The sequence below is a fragment of the Haloflavibacter putidus genome (assembly GCF_006546625.1).
Taxonomy (GTDB): Bacteria; Bacteroidota; Bacteroidia; order Flavobacteriales; family Flavobacteriaceae; genus Mesonia; species Mesonia putida.
This window is the reverse complement of sequence record NZ_VIAR01000007.1, coordinates 25,384-43,962: the sequence shown is the minus strand read 5'-3', so window position 1 is coordinate 43,962 and position 18,579 is coordinate 25,384. Positions and strand designations below refer to the sequence as shown.

The following is an 18,579-nucleotide window of genomic DNA, read 5'->3' as shown; positions in this document are numbered from 1 at the left end:
AGGACCTAGGTTTTTGGTAAAACCGTGTTTATTATAGTAATTTTTGGATAATATATTTTTCGGTATAGCCCTCTGCTTCTGCTTTATAATTTTTTATTACCCTATGGCGCAAAATACCAAAAGCTACAGCTTGAACATCTTCTATGTCAGGAGAAAATTTGCCTCTGCTGGCCGCGTGGGTTTTTGCTGCTAAAATTAAATTTTGCGAAGCTCTTGGGCCGGCGCCCCAATCTATATATTCTTTTACCAAATCTGCTGCAAACTGCCCATTTGGTCTTGTTTTAGAAACCAATTTTACTGCGTATTCTACCACATTATCTGCGACCGGAATTTTACGGATAAGCTGCTGAAAATCTATAATTTCTTGGGCTGTAAATAAAGAATTAATCGTTGGTTTTGCAGTAGAGGTGGTATTTTTTACCACATTTACTTCCTCTTCAAAACTCGGGTACTGCAAATGAATGGAAAACATAAAACGGTCTAACTGCGCTTCGGGCAGCGGGTAGGTTCCTTCTTGCTCTATAGGGTTTTGGGTGGCAAGTACAAAATAAGGTTCTGCCAATTTATAATTTTTTCCGGCAACGGTTACTGCTTTTTCCTGCATAGCTTCTAGTAAAGCTGCCTGGGTTTTTGGTGGCGTACGATTTATCTCGTCGGCTAGGATAATGTTGGAAAAAATCGGGCCTTTTAAAAATTTAAAATGCCTGCTTTCGTCTAAAATTTCAGAACCTAAAATATCGCTCGGCATCAAATCCGGGGTAAATTGAATACGCTTAAAATCTAAGCCTAAAGCTTGCGAAATTGTGTTTACCATCAAGGTTTTCGCTAGACCCGGAACACCAATTAAGAGTGCGTGCCCACCAGAAAATACAGATAATAGAATCTCGTCTACCACCGTTTCTTGCCCAACAATTACCTTGGCTATTTCTTGTTTTAAGCCTTCATATTTTTGTACAAAATCTTTAATTGCCTCTACCTCGGACATAGTTTACATTTTTTGCCAATTACTATTAAAATCGCATTCTCTATACTTTCCGTTTATCTTAATGTAAGTTTCTGCAATGGTTTCTGTTTGCCATTTTTGTATAGCTTCGTATTGCTTTTCGCGCAAAGCTAATTCTTTAATCTTAGAATAATCTTGCGAATAATTGGCAATATGCTCCGGATAGCGATTGGTAACCGTTATTATTTTAAAGAATTTTCTTCCAGTTCTGGTTTGGTCAGACAATACCAAACTTACTTGCCCTTCTTCCAGATTTACTACTTGGTCGTAGATTATTGGATCTACTTTGGTAAGTTCAAAACGTGTATCTCCCGTACTCGGGTTTATAAGTTTACCACCATCTCCGCGGGTTTCTTCTTCTTCAGAAAATTTACGTGCAGCTTCATCAAAACTAATGTTATTGTTAGTAATTTCTATGCGAATGCTATCAATTCTCTTTTTGGCAGCTTTTACAGTCTCATCTGTCACCTCGGGCATTAATATGATATGACGAATATCTAATTGCTGTCCGCGCATTTTATCTAATTTCACAATATGGTAACCAAAATCAGACTTAAAAGGTTTGCTTATTTCTCCTTCGCGCAAGCTAAACGCAATTTGCTTAAAGGTTTTATCTAGCGGGTCTTCTCTTGTAATTGTCATTTGTCCGCCGCGAGTACTTGTACCGTCTTGCGAATATAAAACCGCTTTGGTGGCAAAACTTGCTCCGTTTTCTAAGATATCGTCTCTAATTTCGTTAAGCTGATCGATAACCTTTTGTTTTTCTTCTTTTGGTATTTTCGGTTTGATTACCAATTGAGCTATCTCTACTTCATCGCCAAACTTTGGACGCTTATCTTCGGGAATTTCCTCAAAAAAAGTACGCACTTCTTCGGGGGTAACTTCTACGTCTTCTATAATTCTGTCCTGCATATTAGTAGCCAGTTCACGCTCTTTATTTATGGTATATAATTCTTTACGTAAATCTGCCATGCTTTCTTTTCGGTAAAAATCAAGCAACTTTTGTTTGCTGCCAATTTGCTGCTCCATTCTAGAAAGCTGTTGATCTACCATACTGTTTAAGCGCGGCGCAGGAACAATAATAGTAGTATCCTGTTCTGCTTTGTGAGCGTACAGTTTATTTTCTAATAACCTACCGGCCAATTGGCAATCTGTAATATCTTGCGAGGACATTCCTTGATTTTTCATGTCTTCACGCATTTTGGTAATATCGCTTTCTAAAATAAGATAATCTCCCACCACAGCGGCTACGCCATCTGCTTTAAAACGCTTAAATGCTTTGGTACTATCTATTTTGGCAATTGCCGTTTCCGGAACCTTTTCAGTAACCACCAAAGTACTGTCTTTTAAATCTTGTGCGTTAAGGTTTAAAGCAAATACCAATAAAGGCAGGCTGCATAGGAGTTTAGTTATAAATTTCAAATCTCTCGTGTTTAAGTGCATCTTCTGTTATTTCTTTTTCTAATTTTTTAGACAATTCTAATTTTCTGCGGTTTAGCAATATTTGTTTTATGGTTGGTTTTACATATTCTAGAGGCGCTTCTTCATTTCGCAAAAGTACATCTTTCACTTTAACTAAGTAGACATTTGTAGAATCGTTTAGTTGCAAAAATTTTCCTTTTTTCAATAAAAGTTCGTTTACGGTATCTTTTAAAGGCTTAATTTCTTCGTAAATACTTCTAGCCGTTACCCAAACCGAATCGTTTAAAGCTGCAGCTTTATAAGATAAAGTCTGGTTTTCTAAGTATTGTTTATCATCTGTATCAAAACGGTCTAAACGCTCTTTTAATTCTTTTAAATCAGGAAAATCTTGATCAACATATAAATATCGCAATTTTACCAATTTTTGATTTAGTTTAAAATTGGCTCTATTGCTTTGGTAGTATTTTTCTATATCTAACGGATTTACCGCAGTATCTATTTGCTGATTTATAACAATATCTTTATAGGCCTCTATAAATAATTCTTTTCGGTAAGCTTGTACCAAATCTTCAAACTCTTCTTGTTGCTGCTTGGGCAAATTTATTTTGGCTTGGCTCATAAAAACCTGTTCTGTTGCCCAACGTCTAATATAATTATTAACGCGTAACAAGCTATCTTCTTTAGATAGGTTTTCAGGTATTAAACCCTCAAGATCTTCCTTATATAAAAAAGTCTCGTTTACTCGCGCAATGGGTTCGCCTATTTCTTTTTTTTGAAACCACTCACAGCCAGAAAGCACAAACACCAATAATATATAGAAGACCTTATCGCGCAAAGTTTTCTTTTAAATTTTTAAACACTTCTTGATTTACCTTTACGGAATGCTTTTTACGCAAACTTTCTAAAAATTCTTTTTCTAATTTATTTTGATAAGCAGTTATTACTTGGCCTTTTGCCTCTTCAAAATTCTCTTGCTTCTCGGGGATAATTGCTTTAACCTTCACCACTACATAATTTCCGTTTTTCGTATAAATTTTAGATACGCCCTTTTTAGCTTTAAAGTTCTGGGGTAAAACGCTAGAATTTTCTTGAAATTCTCCACTTTTAAAAATCACCGACGGATAAGTCTCCGTTAGTTCCTCTATATCTTCTTCTTTTTTTAATGCTCTCCGTAAAGCTTTAGCCGTTTTTTCAGAATTAGCGGTTGCCACAATAGCATCTATTTGCTTTGGAACTACATAATTATTTTTATGTTTCTTGTAATATTTTTTAAGTGCTATACTATCTTTTTTAGCCGCTTTCCAAACATTTTTTTCCATCAAATCAAACAACAACAAACCATTGCGATATTCTTCTATAATATTAGCATATTCCGGATTGGTTTTAGCTAAGTTTTTTTTATGGTACTCTATAAGAAACGCATTTTTAAAATCGGTTAACCAATTTTCTAAAACTACATTTTTTGTTGCTTGCGGGTTAAGCCGCTTTTGCCTTGCTTCTATATATTTGGCAAAATCTGTATAATCTCTCTCCGTGCTTTTTATTGCAATAATCTGTTTTTTTGGTAGTTGTTTTAAATTGGCTTTATAGTTACCACGCATCAATTCTTCTCCTACATTATTTTGGAAGTATTGCAATGCTTTAGCATTTTCTTGCACGCTATAGGTTTGCCTAATTTTCTCTACCAACTTTTCATTAATTAGTTGCGACCTGCTATCGTTTTTAATTTTAAAACTTAGCTTTTTCTCTTCATCTTCCAAAGAACCAATCTCGGTTTTATTAAGCAATTTAACAATATGCCAACCATACTGGGTTTTAAAAGGCTTAGAAAAATCACCTTTTTTTGATAAGGTAAAAGCTTTTCCTTCAAAAACTTCAGAATTTAAAGCGCCTCGCGTAAATGGCCGAATTCGACCACCATTGATAGCCGTATTTTTATCGTCGCTAAATTGTTTAGCTAAGTTATGAAAATCTGCCCCCTCTTGCAGTTTATTATAAATCTCTTCTATTTGGCTCTTCTTTACTCCACCTTTTTCAGAACTATCTTCAAGCATAATATGTGCCACTTCTACACTGCCCAAATTATCGCGCTTAGCATTTACCTTTACTAAGTGGTATCCAAATTTACTGCGTACAGGTTTAGACAATTGGCCTGCAGGAGTTTCGTATGCAGCGTTCTCAAAAGGATAAACCATTTGAAACACACTAAACCAACCTAATTTTCCGTTATTTTTCTCTACAGAAGGATCTTCAGAATATCTTTTTGCCACGCTTTCAAAAGGCTTGCCGCTCTCAATCTCTTTGCGCGCTTTTTGCAATTTATTATAAGCTTTTAAGGTATCTGCAGGTTTTGCACCCGGACTTACATTTATTAAAATATGACTCGCGTTTACCTCTTTTTGCAAACGCACATAAGCCTCTTTTAAAAGTTTTTCGGTTATTTTGCTATTGCGCATATATTTATCTGCCAACTGTCTTTTGTAGATATTGTACTCTCCCACAAAAGAAGAAACCGTATCTAAACCCTGAGCCTCTGCTTCTAAAACCTTTAACTTATAATCTATAAAAAGCTTTAAATAATTGTTTAAATCGTTTTGTGTCGAGTCTTCTACCAAATCTAGATTTTTACTAAAAACCCGCTTAAATTCTTCTTGGTAAACCGGCTGGCCATCTATGGTAAGTAAAACTTTTTTATCGTTTTGCGCGTAGCTTAGAAAAGCAATAAAAAAAACAAAAGGCCATACAATTTTTTTATTCATAATAAATACAGATTAATGCGCTCAAAAATAAGAAAAACGCAGGTTTATACAAGTTATTATTTATGCCTAAAATTTCTGAAGTTTTGGCGTAAATAAATTAGGGGTTCTTTACGGAAGTAAAACAGGTCGGAGAAAGGAGTTGGAAAGAAATAAGATAATAGAAACTGTACAATGTAAGCTGTATGCTTTAGGCAATAAATTTTAAAAGGTTATCCTTAAAACGAGTCTATCTACCCAATCCTAACTACATTCTACTGTTATCTGAAAATTCAGAAATTTGGTTTTTTTCGGGTTAATAGCAAATGAGTATCTTAGCGAAAACAATAGCTTAAAAAAAATGAACTATACGCTACAAATTACCATAAATGTACCCCGCGAGGTTTTTATTGAAAAAATGGATAATCTTGACAATTTAAAACATTGGCAAAAAGGATTAAAGAAGATTGTTCCCATTAGTGGCGCTTCGGGGCAAGAAGGTTCTAAAACCAAACTTTCTTACGAGATAAACAAGCGAGAAATGGAAATGGTAGAAACCGTAATTACCCGAAAAATGCCGGAAGAATTTCATGCCACTTACGATACGCAAGGCGTACACAATATTCAAAAAAATTATTTTATAGACAACCAAGACAATACAACTACTTGGAGAAGCGAAACGGAATTTAAATTCTCCAGTTTCGGTTTGCGCGTACTGGCTTTTTTTATGCCAAAAGTATTTAAAAAGCAATCTTTAAAATATATGAACGATTTTAAGGCTTTCGCCGAAGAAGGGAAAAGTGTTTTGGAAAAAGAAGTTTAACTATATTTTTCAACTTATCGATTTTTCTCACCGAAAAAAATCCCAAAAGTTTATATTTCAGATATTTAATTTCCTAAAATCCCCGTATTAGGGATAGAACGGTCTGTTTGAGCTCTTGCTTTTTTGGTAAAAAAAGCAAAGCGAGTAGTGATAGCCCGACCTTTTTATGTTTCCTGAAAACATAAAAAGGAAATACCCAAAATATAATTAGTTGTAGTATTTCCTTTTTTATGGTTTATAATCTATTCTTATCTAGAATAATTAGGTGCTTCTTTGGTGATGGTTACATCGTGGGGATGACTTTCGAAAACGCCGGCGGAAGTAATTTTTACAAATTTAGCTTCAGATTTTAGCTTTTCTATATTTTTAGCGCCACAATATCCCATTCCGGCACGTAAACCGCCAATAAACTGGTTCATGCTTTCTACCAATTCGCCTTTATACGGCAAACGACCCACGATGCCTTCTGGTACCAATTTTTTAATATCGTCTTCTACATCTTGAAAATAACGATCTTTAGAACCTTTTTGCATAGCTTCTACGGAGCCCATACCACGGTAAGATTTGTATTTCCTACCTTCGTAGATAATTGTTTCTCCGGGAGATTCTTTGGTGCCGGCCAACAAAGAGCCAAGCATCACGCAATCTGCTCCGGCAGCAATTGCTTTAGGAATATCTCCCGTATACCGAATGCCACCATCTGCAATAACAGGAACGCCGCTGTCTTTAATTGCTTCTGCCACCTCTAAAACGGCAGAGAATTGTGGCACGCCAACGCCAGCAACCACACGAGTTGTGCAAATTGAACCCGGGCCAATACCCACTTTTATCCCGTCTGCGCCGGCGGTAACCAAGTATTTGGCAGCTTCTGCAGTTGCTATGTTTCCTACAATAACATCTAGGTTAGGAAAGGCAGGTTTTACCTTTTTTAATACTTCTACCACACCTTTGGTATGCCCGTGTGCTGTATCTATAATTACGGCATCTACACCGGCTTTTACCAAAGCTTCTGCACGTTCTACAGCATCTGGCGTAACACCAATTGCAGCAGCTACGCGTAACCTGCCATATTTATCTTTATTGGCCAAGGGTTTTTGGGTGAGTTTAGTAATATCGCGAAAGGTAATAAGACCAACCAATTTGTTTTGCTTGTTTACTACCGGTAATTTTTCAATTTTATGTTCTTGCAAAACTTCTTCGGCATCTGCCAAAGATGTGCCTTCTGCTACGGTAATTAAATTTTGCGAAGTCATGACCTCTTTTATTGGTCGGTGGTTATTTTTTTCGAAACGCAAATCTCTATTGGTAACAATACCTATAAGTTCTTGCTCGTCGTTTATAATTGGAATCCCGCCAATGCTATGCTCGCGCATTTGTGCTTTGGCATCTTTTACCGTTGCCGAAATAAGCAAAGTTACCGGATCTATAATCATGCCGCTTTCGGCACGTTTTACCTTTCGCACTTTTTGCGCTTGTTGGTCTATGCTCATATTTTTATGTAGCACGCCAATACCACCTTCTCGCGCCATAGCTATTGCCATACGAGATTCGGTTACCGTATCCATCGCGGCGGAAACAATTGGAACGTTTATTCGAATATTTTTAGAAAATTGTGTGGAGGTATCTACGTCTCTGGGTAGAACTTCGGAAAAGGCAGGAACTAATAAAACATCGTCATAGGTAAGACCTTCTCCTACTATTTTGTTGTTGTGTGCAGTCATGGCAATTAAGGTTTAATTGCATGCAAAGATACGGGTTTATGCTTAGCTATGAATAATTTGCGGATTTTTTTCTGAATAAATCCGTAACAATAATTTCAGTCATTTAAAAACCCGCACTATTTTTCGTGTTTGAACATTTTTTACTGCTATTAAATTTTAAACTGTAAAGTAGCATACCAATTTAAGGGTTGAGCGGGAATAATACCGGGACCGGGATATCCCGTTGCTCTTCGCGTAAAATAGCTGTTATCTAACAAATTGTTGATACCGGTTTCTAATTTAAAGCGTCTATAAGTATAAGAGAGCGAAAGATCTAACACGCCATAAGCAGGAATCTCCCCTTCTATGCCTCTTTGCGAATCGGTTTTTACTTGCGGCGCGTTGGTGGCATCTGTAAATTGTTTAGACAAATAAGAGTATTGCAAACCGCCCATAAAATTTTTATAACCAAAGCGCATACCGGCTTTTAGGTTGTATTTTGGTATAAATTCTACTTCGTTCCCTTCTACATTGGTTTGTTGGGAGGCTGTGTACTCTGAGTTGGTATAGGTAAAATTGCTAAAAACCGTCCATTTGGTTTTTTCGTTTTTTAAGAAGGCTTTTTCCAAATCGTATTCTAGAAAAGTTTCTATTCCGTAAATAAACGCGTCGCCAATATTTGATTTATAGCGTACAATTCTTCCTTGATTTTGCAAGATTTCGCCAATTCTGTCTTTGTATTGCAAACCGAATACACCAAATTCGTAATTAAGTTGATTATTCAATTTGCCTCTAATTCCTACATCTGCGGTAAAGCCTTCTTCGTCTTTAATGCTTGGGTCTATTACAAAAACCGGATTTACCACCCGAATGTCATTAAAAGTAACCGATCTGTAGTTTTGCGAAAAGTTAGCTAAAACTTCTATTTCGGAAGTTAAGTGATAGCTGGCGCCCAAGCCTAACAAAACAAAAGAGCGTTCTAAATCTCTGTTGTCTTCTAAGCTTTCGTTAACCAAAACATTACCGGCAATATCTGTAACAATATTTTTATAACTACCTCTACTTTCTGTATCGATAAACTCTACACGTACTCCCGGAGTTAAGGAAAAATCATCGCTTATTTGAAAAATATTTTCACTAAAAAAAGCTAGGTTTTTATTGGGAAAGGTAAACTGTGCTTGCCGCCCATAATTGGGAAATTGCTCTACTTGAAAATCAAAGTTGGCATCTTTTCCCGCAGAACCCGGGCCTTGTTGTTGCGAATTGTGTGCTTGGTAATATTTGCTGCCAATTAAAAAAACAGATTCTTGCTGACCCAAATTATATTTTGTGAGGAATTTAGCTTCTGCTCCCCAGTTTTGAAAATCGTCTACCAACAATTCCCTTGGCTGGGTTTCATCGTCTACGCTAGAAACCCGATTGTCTCTATAGCCTAATGCTTTTCTAGAAGCGTAAAGTCCGAAAAGGTTAAGACTAAAATCTGTTTTCTCGCTAAAGGCGTGTTCTAATTTGGCCGAAAATAAATTCCAATTTACTTCAAACCAATTACGTTCTCTGTTGCTAACATCTGGATTTTCATAAAATTGTGCATCTGTTAAGCCGCCTGGTTGCTGGGCTAAATAATCTAAGAAAGTATATTCTACTGTAACTTTAGTATTATCTGTAAATTGATAACCTAAATGGGTAAAAAAGTTATGCGCGTCAAATTCGGAATTTGGTCTAAAACCATTTCCGGTTTTGTAATGGTAATAAGTATAATAACTAAACTTTCCTACAGTACCACTCAAACTATTAAAACTGGTAAATAATTGATTAGAACCGGTGCTCTGTCTAGAAACCAACTCTATTTTTTTATACGGATTTGGCTTTTTAAACTTAAAATTGATTAAGCCGCCAAATTGCGTTCCGTATTGTAAAGATGCGGCTCCGCGAATTACCTGAATTTCTTCTAAAGCTTCCGGTGGCGGCGTATAATAACTTTCTGGATAACCCAAAACATCTGCAGAGATGTCATAACCGTTTTGGCGGGTATTAAAGTTTTGGGTTCTATTTGGGTCTAAACCCCTGCCGCCAATATTGAGTTGCAAACCGGCATCGCCATTATCATAAATATTTAAACCAACCACTTGACTGTATATTTGGCGCGCGTTGTTTGCGGCCAGATTACCGCTGACTTTATCTAGTAATATAACTTCTGTTTTTTTACCGGCATAAATAGAAGTGCCTTCTACCGGGCGTAATTTCCGTAAAGCAAAAACACGTTCTTTTCTATGTATGAGCACAACTTCCGAAAGTTCTTCGGAGAGTGGCTCTAATTCTATATTCTTAAAGGTATCGCGCTCTAAAACAACATGCGTCTCGTGAAACTGAAATTCTCCTGCAAATACCACAAAAGTATATTGTGCCTTTTCTAAATTAGAAAAAGAGAATTCACCTTTAGCATTGGTTTTCTTTACAACGCCAGAAGAAGTATTAAAAACTTCGGCATTTGCAATGGCTTTACCCGTATTGGCAGAAGTTACCTTACCGGAAAATGTGTATTGCGCGCTAAGACTAAACACACTAACAATAGTTAAGATTAGACTTAACTTAAAGTCCTTTAATTTCATCATAAAAAGGAAGTATAAAAGTTTTAGGTAAAAAAGAATCTTTTACCTCTAGTAAATTAATATCAGGATTTATATAAGGCTGGCTTTTACGACCGTTTAAGGCAACATAGCTTTCTACATAAACCTCTAAGTTTTCGTGCCCTTGGCTTGCAAAATGCTTGCCTAAAAAATGTGCATATTCTAATATAAAGTCTGGTTGAAAAGACATTTGTTTTTCCTGAAAACTGCTTAAAAAATCGGTGTTATCTACATAAAAAGTTTTTCCGGTTTCTCCGTTTACAATTTTAAATTGGGCATAACCGGCTTTTTCCATAAGCATTACACGCCAAGAAAATCTAAAGCCTTCTTCTGTCCAAAACAACTCATTTGGATAGGTCAAATACCGCCAAGGAAAAAGCAATTGAATAATAAAAAATAATCCAATTACAGGTAATATGATTTTTTTCTTAGTTGCTGAATAGCTAAAAACCTTAGCATTTTGCATTGCAGAATAAGGCACTTTTAGTATAGCGCTAATTTTTATCAATATGTTTTTATGCACTTTACTGTCAAAGAAAATGGTTGCGCTAACTATCATTATAAACGGAAACATACCAATGGGAAATAAAATTCTGGTTAGCACATGAAAGATTACAACTATAGCAAAGGCAAATTTTCTTGTGGGACGGTATAAAAGCAAAAACGGAATGGACAAATCATACAACATTCCCGCCCAACTAAAGGTATAATGCATCCAGGTTTGTTGCAGTAAATCTCCCAAGAACGGAATATCGTATTTGGACGGCAACCAAATTTTTAACGGCATTGCTTCCAAAAGCCAATCGGAATTTATTTTTGCCAAACCTGCGTAAAAATATACAATAGCCATTAATAACTGAATACTATGTATGCACCACAATGGTATTTTCTGGTATGCTTTACGCGGATTTTTATACGCATCTACCGAAAAGTGTGCGGAAGCAGGTAAAAACAACATTAAAAAACTGAGGATACTTATAAAATAGTAATGGTTTAAATAGGTTGTTTTGTCCATTAACTCTATATAAGTAAAACTCAGAAAGAAAATCAAGATAGCCCATCTATACCGATAGCCGATAGCTACAGCCAAAGCAGAAAGGCCACAAATTATAAAAAGTAAATAGGTATAAACGCCCAAAGGTTTTACCCATTCGAAATTATAATAAGAAAAGAAAAATTTTGGTTGAATGTATAGTTTGTCTATCCAACCGTTTAACCAAAACCTTACAATGCTTACACTCATCATTATTCCAAAAAAAATACGAAATACTGCCAAGGGGGCAGCACTCGTATTTTTTTTGGAATAATTATGAACAGCAGCGAACATCTTCGTTCTTTTAAAAGTTAATCGCCATCTGTATCTACATAATCTACACTAATAGATAAAGCTTGCAGCATATCTATTTTTAGCAATATTACATTTTCTTGCAAGCTGTCGTAAGTGTCTAACATCTTAGTATTATTATTTTGCACTTCTGACAATAAATTATCTTGCAATTCTTCTACCCTATTTTCATTCTCTTGGTATTTATTTAAGATTAAATCTGAAAGAGACTCGGTTTCCTTTATCGCATCCATATAATCTAAATAATCTTTAAAACTAGGACCATTGGTATTCTGTCCAAAAGATTTTCCTATAAAGAAATCTTTACTGGCAAGTAGTGCTTCTTTAAGCAGGCTTTTAGATAAAGTAGGATTGTAATAAGATTCTACCGTTTGTGGTTCTTTGTTTCCGGAAAAAACACCTGCCGGTATTCCTACTTTAGCACTGCGTATATATTTTTCAAAATGAATAATAAAATCGTTTGCCAGCCTATCTACAGAACCGGTTGAAGATGAACTTGTGTTACTTACAAAATCGTCTCTATAAGCATCATTCCAATCGTTCAACACTAAAGCGCTTAAATCTTTTATGCGTTTACTAACCTTGTCTAAATAGGTTTTGTAAGACGTAGCTTGGTCGCCATTTAGGTATTTATCTACTATAGCAGCATCGCTATCTGCAATGCCGTACAAAAGATAATCTGTTGCCGGAAATCCTTGCGCATCTCTGCTGGAAGGCAATTCTAGGTTTGGCGTTTCAAAACTCTGTATTATATTTTCAATTGCAGTTGCATTGGTTGGATATGTATTCATAAATCCGCGAAAACCAATGGTTTCTGCCGGGCCAATTTCAAACATGGAAACGCTTTGAAAATCTATATAAGCCGCTTTATAATCTTCTCGTAGATTCTCTAAATTGCTTACGCTAGGGTTTTCTAAAAACACCTCTGCAGATGTACGAAAAACAGCAGCAGAATTTGCAAAATTAGCATACGAAGGAATAATTATATTATCTGCCCAATGGGTAAGCATTGCTCCCCTATCAAATGAATCTTGATTGGTATCTGTACTAGAATCATCATCTTTACAGGAAACCAGCAAAAAACTTAAGGTGAAAAATAACAAAATAAACTTCTTCATAGGTTCTGAATTTAGGTAACTGTCTCAATAATATTTCCTTGAGTAATTTCCGGCGAAAGGCTTATTTACCAAATTATTGAGACAGTTTAATTTTTATTTACTTAAAGCGATAAAAAAAATTGTTAATCTACTTGATTTACGGTAATTCCGTAAGCGTCTGCAATGGCTTGTGAGATCTCATCTAATTTTTCTCCAGATACAGACCAAAAACCATTACCTTCTAACAACTCGTTTTTATAAGTATCTAATTCTGCTGCGCTCATATAGGGTTGTCCGGTAGCAGGATTTTTAGAAAAACGTATGCTGTACATAAAGCCTATACCTTCAGAAAGTTGGTGAAAAGCAGACCCCATTTGGGTATTTGCTATAGCTTCTTTTCCTCCCTGAAAATAATGTATAGCTCTAACCGCAAAGATAAGAGAAATATTCTCTTTTATAATATTGGCTTGTGCATCACGTACTTCATAATTATTTTGAGCAATAGCTGCTCTTCCTTTTTTAAAGGCATCAAAAGTTTCTTGCGCAATGCTAGAGAAATCATCGTCTGCAGCTACTTTAGCCAAATAATGGAATAGAAAACTATCGTCGTTATTTTCTAAAACACTCATTGGATTTTCGGTAGGTACGCTGCTGTCTCCGTATAAATAACCGTAAGCCTCATCCCACTTATGCTCCATTGTCGTGTAGTTTTTTCCTTCTTCGGTTACATCTGTATCGTTATTTACTCTATTGTCTCCTTCATCTAAAACTGCTGGAGATAAGTAATTATTAAGCATTTGGTCTGCCAATAATGCTCCCATTAAGCTCTTTGCATACATTTGATTGTATTCTAGACCTTTACCGCTAATATATCTGGTTTTACTACCATCTGCAATTTGCCCTGCAACTCCAGCAGTAGCTTGTGTATTTCTATTGGCAAAAACATCGTTATATTGTCCTTGCATCCAAGATTCAAACTCTGCTTTTATAGCCGCAGATTCTGAAGTATTAGTATTAAAATAATCTTTAGAAGCTGCCACCTTGCTTTTTATGCTTTTTGAAGAATTATTTAATTCTGCTGCATCAAAAGGATTATTTTCATTAGAAAACATATTGGGTAAGCGATTTTCTGTAAGCGCATCAAAATTACTAAAAGCAGATTTTAATTCTTTTGCCATTGCAATTCTGGTAATTTGTCCATCATAACTTACTGTAGAAGCTCCGTCTCTTTCAAAGCTATAGTTTTCCGGTACGTCTACCGGATTGCCCCCTTCCGGCTCTATTACATTATCGTCGTCGCTAGAACATGAAACCAGTACGCTGGCAAAACATATAATAGGGAATAGAAATTTTTTCATTTTTGTCTTATTTAGATTTAGTAAAAATAGTTTGATTTCTGGCGGCAAATTTAAAAGATATGTTTCCCACAACCAAACTTTATTTTTATTTATTTTAAATAAGATTAACTTTTTTACGGAAATGACTCAGTTGAAATTTCTATTCTTTTAGAATTAACTTACTTAACCGGTAGTTTAATAAGCACGCTTTACGGAATTTAACGTTGTTTTTACGCAGCAGGAAGTTTGGTCTGCATTTTAACTGCTATTCTGCTTGATCAAAAATTAATTTTACGACAGTGCCATAATTGGCAATGCCTTCAATTTTAATCTCGGCATTATTTATTGCCAGGTATTTTCTAACCAATTGAAAACCGAGTCCGAATCCGGATTCGTCATTAACAGCTAATTCTACCGCAAAATCTTGTTCTTTCGCTAAAATAATCTTTTTTGTTTCTTGGGTAATCACGCTACCCTCGTTACTTATTGCTATAATTACTTTGTTGTTTTCTACCGCATAATCAACTATGGTAGCTTTGTTTTTTGAGGTGTATTTTAAAGCATTACTAAGTAAATTATGAAACACAACGTGCAGTTGCGCCACATCTGCTTTTATAGTAACGGGCGTAACCGGAATGTTATGCTTAAGATGAATGTTTTTATAATTTATGGGTATTTGATAAACCTTTAGAATAGCTTGCATCTCTTGCACTACATCTATCTTTTTCATTTGTGGCTCTATTTTGCCTTTAATCTGATTGTTGGCCCAAACCAAAAGATTGTTTAACATTCTGGAGGTTTCGTTCAATTGCAATCGCATTAATTTAAAGGTTTCTTCCCTTTCCTCTGCCGATAAGTTAGTCAGTATGGCTTCATCCATTAATTGCGTCATAGAAGCTATGGGAGAGCGTACATCGTGAGAAACAATTGAGAATAATTTATTTCGGTTGCTGTCTATTGCGCTTAATTTATCGTTTTTCGAGCTTAGTTCTGCAATTAATCCTTCTCTTTCTTTACTGATTTTTCTGTATTTATATAAAAAAACCAACACGGTACCAAACAAGATGACTCCAAAAAATATTACTATGTTTTTAAAGTGCAATTGTTCTTGTGCCAATTCATTTTTTTGCTGCAACAGCTTATTTTCGCTTTCTTTCAAATTTAACTGCAGCAAACCTACAATTTCTGCTTGCTCTTTATTGAACAAAGAATCTTTGAGCTGGATATACTGGTCCAAATTCTCAAAAGCTTCTACAAAATTACCTTTTTTTCTCTGCGCTCTTGCCAATATTTCTGTACTGCGCTTTAAATCCCATGTAGCTTGCATAGAAGCTGACAACTCTTTTGCTTTACTGGCGTATTCTATTGCTGAATCTAATTTTTCTTGCGCCAAATAAACTTCGGCTAAACCAAAAGAAACAAAAGCTTTTTCCCAATTGGTTGTGTTTGTATCTTTTAAAACAGCCAAATATTCCTTTTCGGCTTTCCAAAAATTACCCGCTTTATATTCTAGTTGCGCCAATCTGCTTAACGTATTAATGTAGATATGATTGGCTTTGTCTGTAATATTTTCTTGGGCTTTTAAATAATGCGTTTTTGCATTTTCAAAATCGTTTAAATAAAAATAAGAGATACCAAGATTTAAAGAAAAAACAGCCTTTTCTTCCGGTTGCACATTTTGGGCCTGAATAAAATAATCTATAGCCTGCCCGTGCCTACCTAGAGCTTGCTGTACCAAACCCAAACCATTATATGCAAGACTAATATTATATAAATCGTCAATAACCCGAAACTTTTCTAAAGCTTTTTCAGAAAATTTAAACGATTTGGCATATTGACCCTTTACATAATAAATGGCAGCGTAATTTTTTAAGGTCATTGCTTCCAAACTATCATTGGGATATTGCTTTAAGAGTTCTTCTGCCTTCTGAAGGTAAACCAAGGCTTTTTGCGGACTCTCTTTATAAAGCTTGGTGGACTTGGCTACATAGTAAAAACTAGAGTCTTTTGCTTGACACCAAATTTGAAGGTTTTGAAAAAGAAAAAAGCTAATTACAGCAAATTTAACCCAAAACTTAGCCTCAATAACCATATACAACAATTAATGGTAAGCATTAAAAATCTTAGAAGCTTCGTTATATGCGGCTTCAAAACTGGTCATTTTTATTGTGGTTTCGGCCTTGGTCTGATTAAAATAACTTAGCATTTTCTCTGTTGGCATATTGCCGGTAAGTTCATCCTTTGCCATTGGGCAACCGCCAAAACCCTGTATAGCACCATCAAACCTTTTACAACCTGCTTTATAGGCTGCATCTATTTTTTCGTGCCAAGCGCTTGGGGTAGTGTGTAGATGTGCGCCAAATTCTACCTCTGGATATTGCGGAATCAAATTGGAAAACAAATAAGAAATAGTTTCAGCATCAGAACCGCCAACCGTATCGGAGAGCGATAAAATTTCTACACCCATTTTCGCCAGTTTCTCTGTCCACTCTCCCACTATGTCTACATTCCAAGGATCGCCGTACGGATTGCCAAAACCCATAGACAAATAAGCTACTACTTTTTTATTGTGTTTATGCGCTAAATCTATAATTTGCTGTAAAATCTCTACCGACTCTGCAATAGTTTTATGCGTATTGCGCATCTGGAAATTTTCGGAAATCGAAAAAGGGTAACCCAAGTAATCTATCTCAGGATGTTTTACCGCATCTTGTGCCCCACGTAAATTTGCTACAATTGCTAAAAGCTCACTTTTGGTAGCAGATAAATCTAAACCTGCCAAGACTTCTTTAGTGTCTTTCATTTGTGGAATTGCCTTTGGCGAAACAAAACTCCCAAAATCTATCGTATCAAAACCACAACGCAAAAGCGCTTGTATATATTCAATCTTTTTTTGAGTTGGAATAAAGTCTTTGATGCCTTGCATAGCATCTCTTGGACATTCTATAAACTTGATTTTATCCATAGGGCCAAAGATACAGTTTCGATTGGTAAAAATAAAAATGGTTTAGACTATTTTTAAACTTCAAAAATTAGAAAAAGCAATGCAGAGACCTAATAAAAATAAAAAATATAATTATTAAAAAGTAAAGAATGGCTAATATACCTAAGCGCTATTGCACCAGTATTTAAATTTTTAGTAATAACAATAACTACAAGCAACTAATTTTATAAAAAAATACACTAATTGATACGGTTAATTTACTATTTTAGCCAAATAGATTATTATTCATTAAAATTAACAATGGCAGATTCTTTCTATAAAGTAAAAGAATATTGGAAATCTACGTATAGCGAAAAGATTTCGAAATCCAGAAAGTATAAAACCCCAGAATACTTTAAACGTATGGCCGGTTTGATGGCTCCCGGAAACTCTTATTATTACATTGCCAATTTTCATACGTTAGAATTAGAATTCATATCCGATAGCGTAAAAGATTTTACCGGAGAGGAACCTTCACAAGTCAATTTAGAAAAATTATTGGCCTTGGTGTTACCAGAAGAAATAGATGCCGTTCAGAAAAAAGAACAAATAATACAGAGCTTTTTTTTAAACTTTTTAAAGCCAGAAGAACAACTTGATTATAAAATTTGTTATACCTACAAATGTAAAACTTATGAGGGAACAAAAAGGCTTATGCTTCATCAAGCAAGTGTTCTTTCGATGGGCGAAGAAGGCCGTTTTGTACACGTATTTAGCATTCATAGTGACATTTCGCATCTATACCTAAAAAACTCTAACGATGTCTCCTTTATAAACATAAATGGCGGACCGTCTTACTATAATGTAAAGAGCAGTGTTAGAGATTTAGATGGCAAGCATTTAAAACAGACTAAAAATCTAAGTAATTTATTTACTAAAAGAGAGTTAGATATTGTAAAAGAATTAGCAATTGGAAAAAATGTAAAGCAAATTGCAGAATCTTTACATATTTCTAAACACACTGTACATACGCATAAAAAAAATATGTTACGTAAAGTAGATTGCCAAAACTCCACGCATTTGGTTAGTATTTGCTTGGCGGAAGGTTTAATAAGTATTTAAAAAACTAAGTGTAATTCTCTAAAGAAAAAGTTATTACTAACTGTATCCGTTAGCCGAAATTGCTTTGGCAAAAACCATCACCATTTAAAAATAAAACGCTGCTAATATACCTTTTTCAGGGTATTTTATAAACGCTTAAGCTTTAATAGATTGCATCACTTAGAAGAAACCAAAGGGTTTTTCCTTAGGGAAAACCAAACTAAGCCAAATAAAAATATCGCTGATTTTTGTTATTTATACGTTCAAATAAAGTAAAACTACTTCTAAAAACACCTTTCACTAGTGTGATAGGTGTTCTTTTTTTTGCTTTTCTAATTTGCATTATAGGAGTTTCTTATTTGCAGAGTTTTAAGATAGAAAACTGGAAAGAATCAAATAGGTTTTATTTTACACAAGTAAAAAAAGATGAAACCTCATTGCCTTATACGCAAAATACTACAAGCAT

General features: G+C 35.2%; 13 protein-coding genes. 2 read left to right on the top strand and 11 right to left on the bottom strand.

All coding sequences use genetic code 11. The features are described from left to right. Positions 1–31 precede the first annotated feature (31 nt). Genes FKR84_RS08250 through FKR84_RS08235 form a run of 4 tightly spaced genes read right to left on the bottom strand, consistent with a single transcriptional unit; the run spans position 32 to position 5,184 of the window. The gene (locus FKR84_RS08250) at positions 32–985 is read right to left on the bottom strand and encodes an AAA family ATPase (RefSeq protein WP_141421826.1); all 954 of its coding nucleotides are present in this window, start codon (positions 983–985) and stop codon (positions 32–34) included. 3 nt (positions 986–988) lie between these two features. Continuing rightward, positions 989–2,425 (bottom strand): peptidylprolyl isomerase, encoded by a 1,437-nt coding sequence (locus tag FKR84_RS08245; RefSeq protein WP_317129111.1) that lies wholly within the window; start codon positions 2,423–2,425, stop codon positions 989–991. Next, the gene (locus FKR84_RS08240; protein ID WP_141421824.1) at positions 2,409–3,260 is read right to left on the bottom strand and encodes a peptidyl-prolyl cis-trans isomerase; all 852 of its coding nucleotides are present in this window, start codon (positions 3,258–3,260) and stop codon (positions 2,409–2,411) included. Before FKR84_RS08240 ends, FKR84_RS08245 begins: the two co-directional genes overlap by 17 nt. Then, positions 3,250–5,184, bottom strand: a complete 1,935-nt coding sequence (locus FKR84_RS08235; RefSeq protein WP_141421823.1) for a peptidylprolyl isomerase — start codon at positions 5,182–5,184, stop codon at positions 3,250–3,252. The genes FKR84_RS08240 and FKR84_RS08235 overlap by 11 nt, the downstream gene beginning before the upstream one ends. 337 nt (positions 5,185–5,521) lie before the next feature. On the opposite strand from FKR84_RS08235, the gene FKR84_RS08230 reads away from it, so the two are divergent. Further along, a complete protein-coding gene (locus FKR84_RS08230; RefSeq protein ID WP_141421822.1) occupies positions 5,522–5,983 on the top strand; it encodes an SRPBCC family protein in 462 nt (153 codons plus the stop codon). Between the two features lie 248 nt (positions 5,984–6,231). Here the strand turns inward: FKR84_RS08230 and guaB are convergent, their stop codons facing one another. The 7 genes from guaB to FKR84_RS08195 all read right to left on the bottom strand — a co-directional run bounded on the left by guaB (position 6,232) and on the right by FKR84_RS08195 (position 17,054). Continuing rightward, positions 6,232–7,704: an IMP dehydrogenase gene (guaB, locus tag FKR84_RS08225; protein ID WP_141421821.1), complete on the bottom strand. Its 1,473-nt coding sequence runs from the start codon at positions 7,702–7,704 to the stop codon at positions 6,232–6,234. A gap of 149 nt (positions 7,705–7,853) precedes the next feature. Continuing rightward, entirely contained in the window at positions 7,854–10,292 is a 2,439-nt protein-coding gene (locus FKR84_RS08220; RefSeq protein ID WP_141421910.1) for a TonB-dependent receptor domain-containing protein, read from the bottom strand. Next, positions 10,273–11,637, bottom strand: coding sequence for an HTTM domain-containing protein (locus FKR84_RS08215; RefSeq protein ID WP_141421820.1), 1,365 nt, complete (start codon positions 11,635–11,637; stop codon positions 10,273–10,275). Before FKR84_RS08215 ends, FKR84_RS08220 begins: the two co-directional genes overlap by 20 nt. A 17-nt stretch (positions 11,638–11,654) precedes the next feature. Next, on the bottom strand, positions 11,655–12,773 hold the full coding sequence (locus FKR84_RS08210) for an imelysin family protein (protein WP_141421819.1): 1,119 nt from the start codon (positions 12,771–12,773) through the stop codon (positions 11,655–11,657). 122 nt (positions 12,774–12,895) lie between these two features. Then, positions 12,896–14,110, bottom strand: a complete 1,215-nt coding sequence (locus FKR84_RS08205) for a DUF4856 domain-containing protein (RefSeq protein WP_141421818.1) — start codon at positions 14,108–14,110, stop codon at positions 12,896–12,898. A 244-nt stretch (positions 14,111–14,354) separates the two neighbouring features. Next, positions 14,355–16,181, bottom strand: coding sequence for a tetratricopeptide repeat-containing sensor histidine kinase (locus FKR84_RS08200; RefSeq protein WP_141421817.1), 1,827 nt, complete (start codon positions 16,179–16,181; stop codon positions 14,355–14,357). 9 nt (positions 16,182–16,190) lie between these two features. Then, the gene (locus tag FKR84_RS08195; protein WP_141421816.1) at positions 16,191–17,054 is read right to left on the bottom strand and encodes a hydroxymethylglutaryl-CoA lyase; all 864 of its coding nucleotides are present in this window, start codon (positions 17,052–17,054) and stop codon (positions 16,191–16,193) included. A gap of 222 nt (positions 17,055–17,276) precedes the next feature. On the opposite strand from FKR84_RS08195, the gene FKR84_RS08190 reads away from it, so the two are divergent. Beyond that, a complete protein-coding gene (locus FKR84_RS08190) occupies positions 17,277–18,134 on the top strand; it encodes a response regulator transcription factor (RefSeq protein ID WP_141421815.1) in 858 nt (285 codons plus the stop codon). Positions 18,135–18,579: the final 445 nt, after the last annotated feature.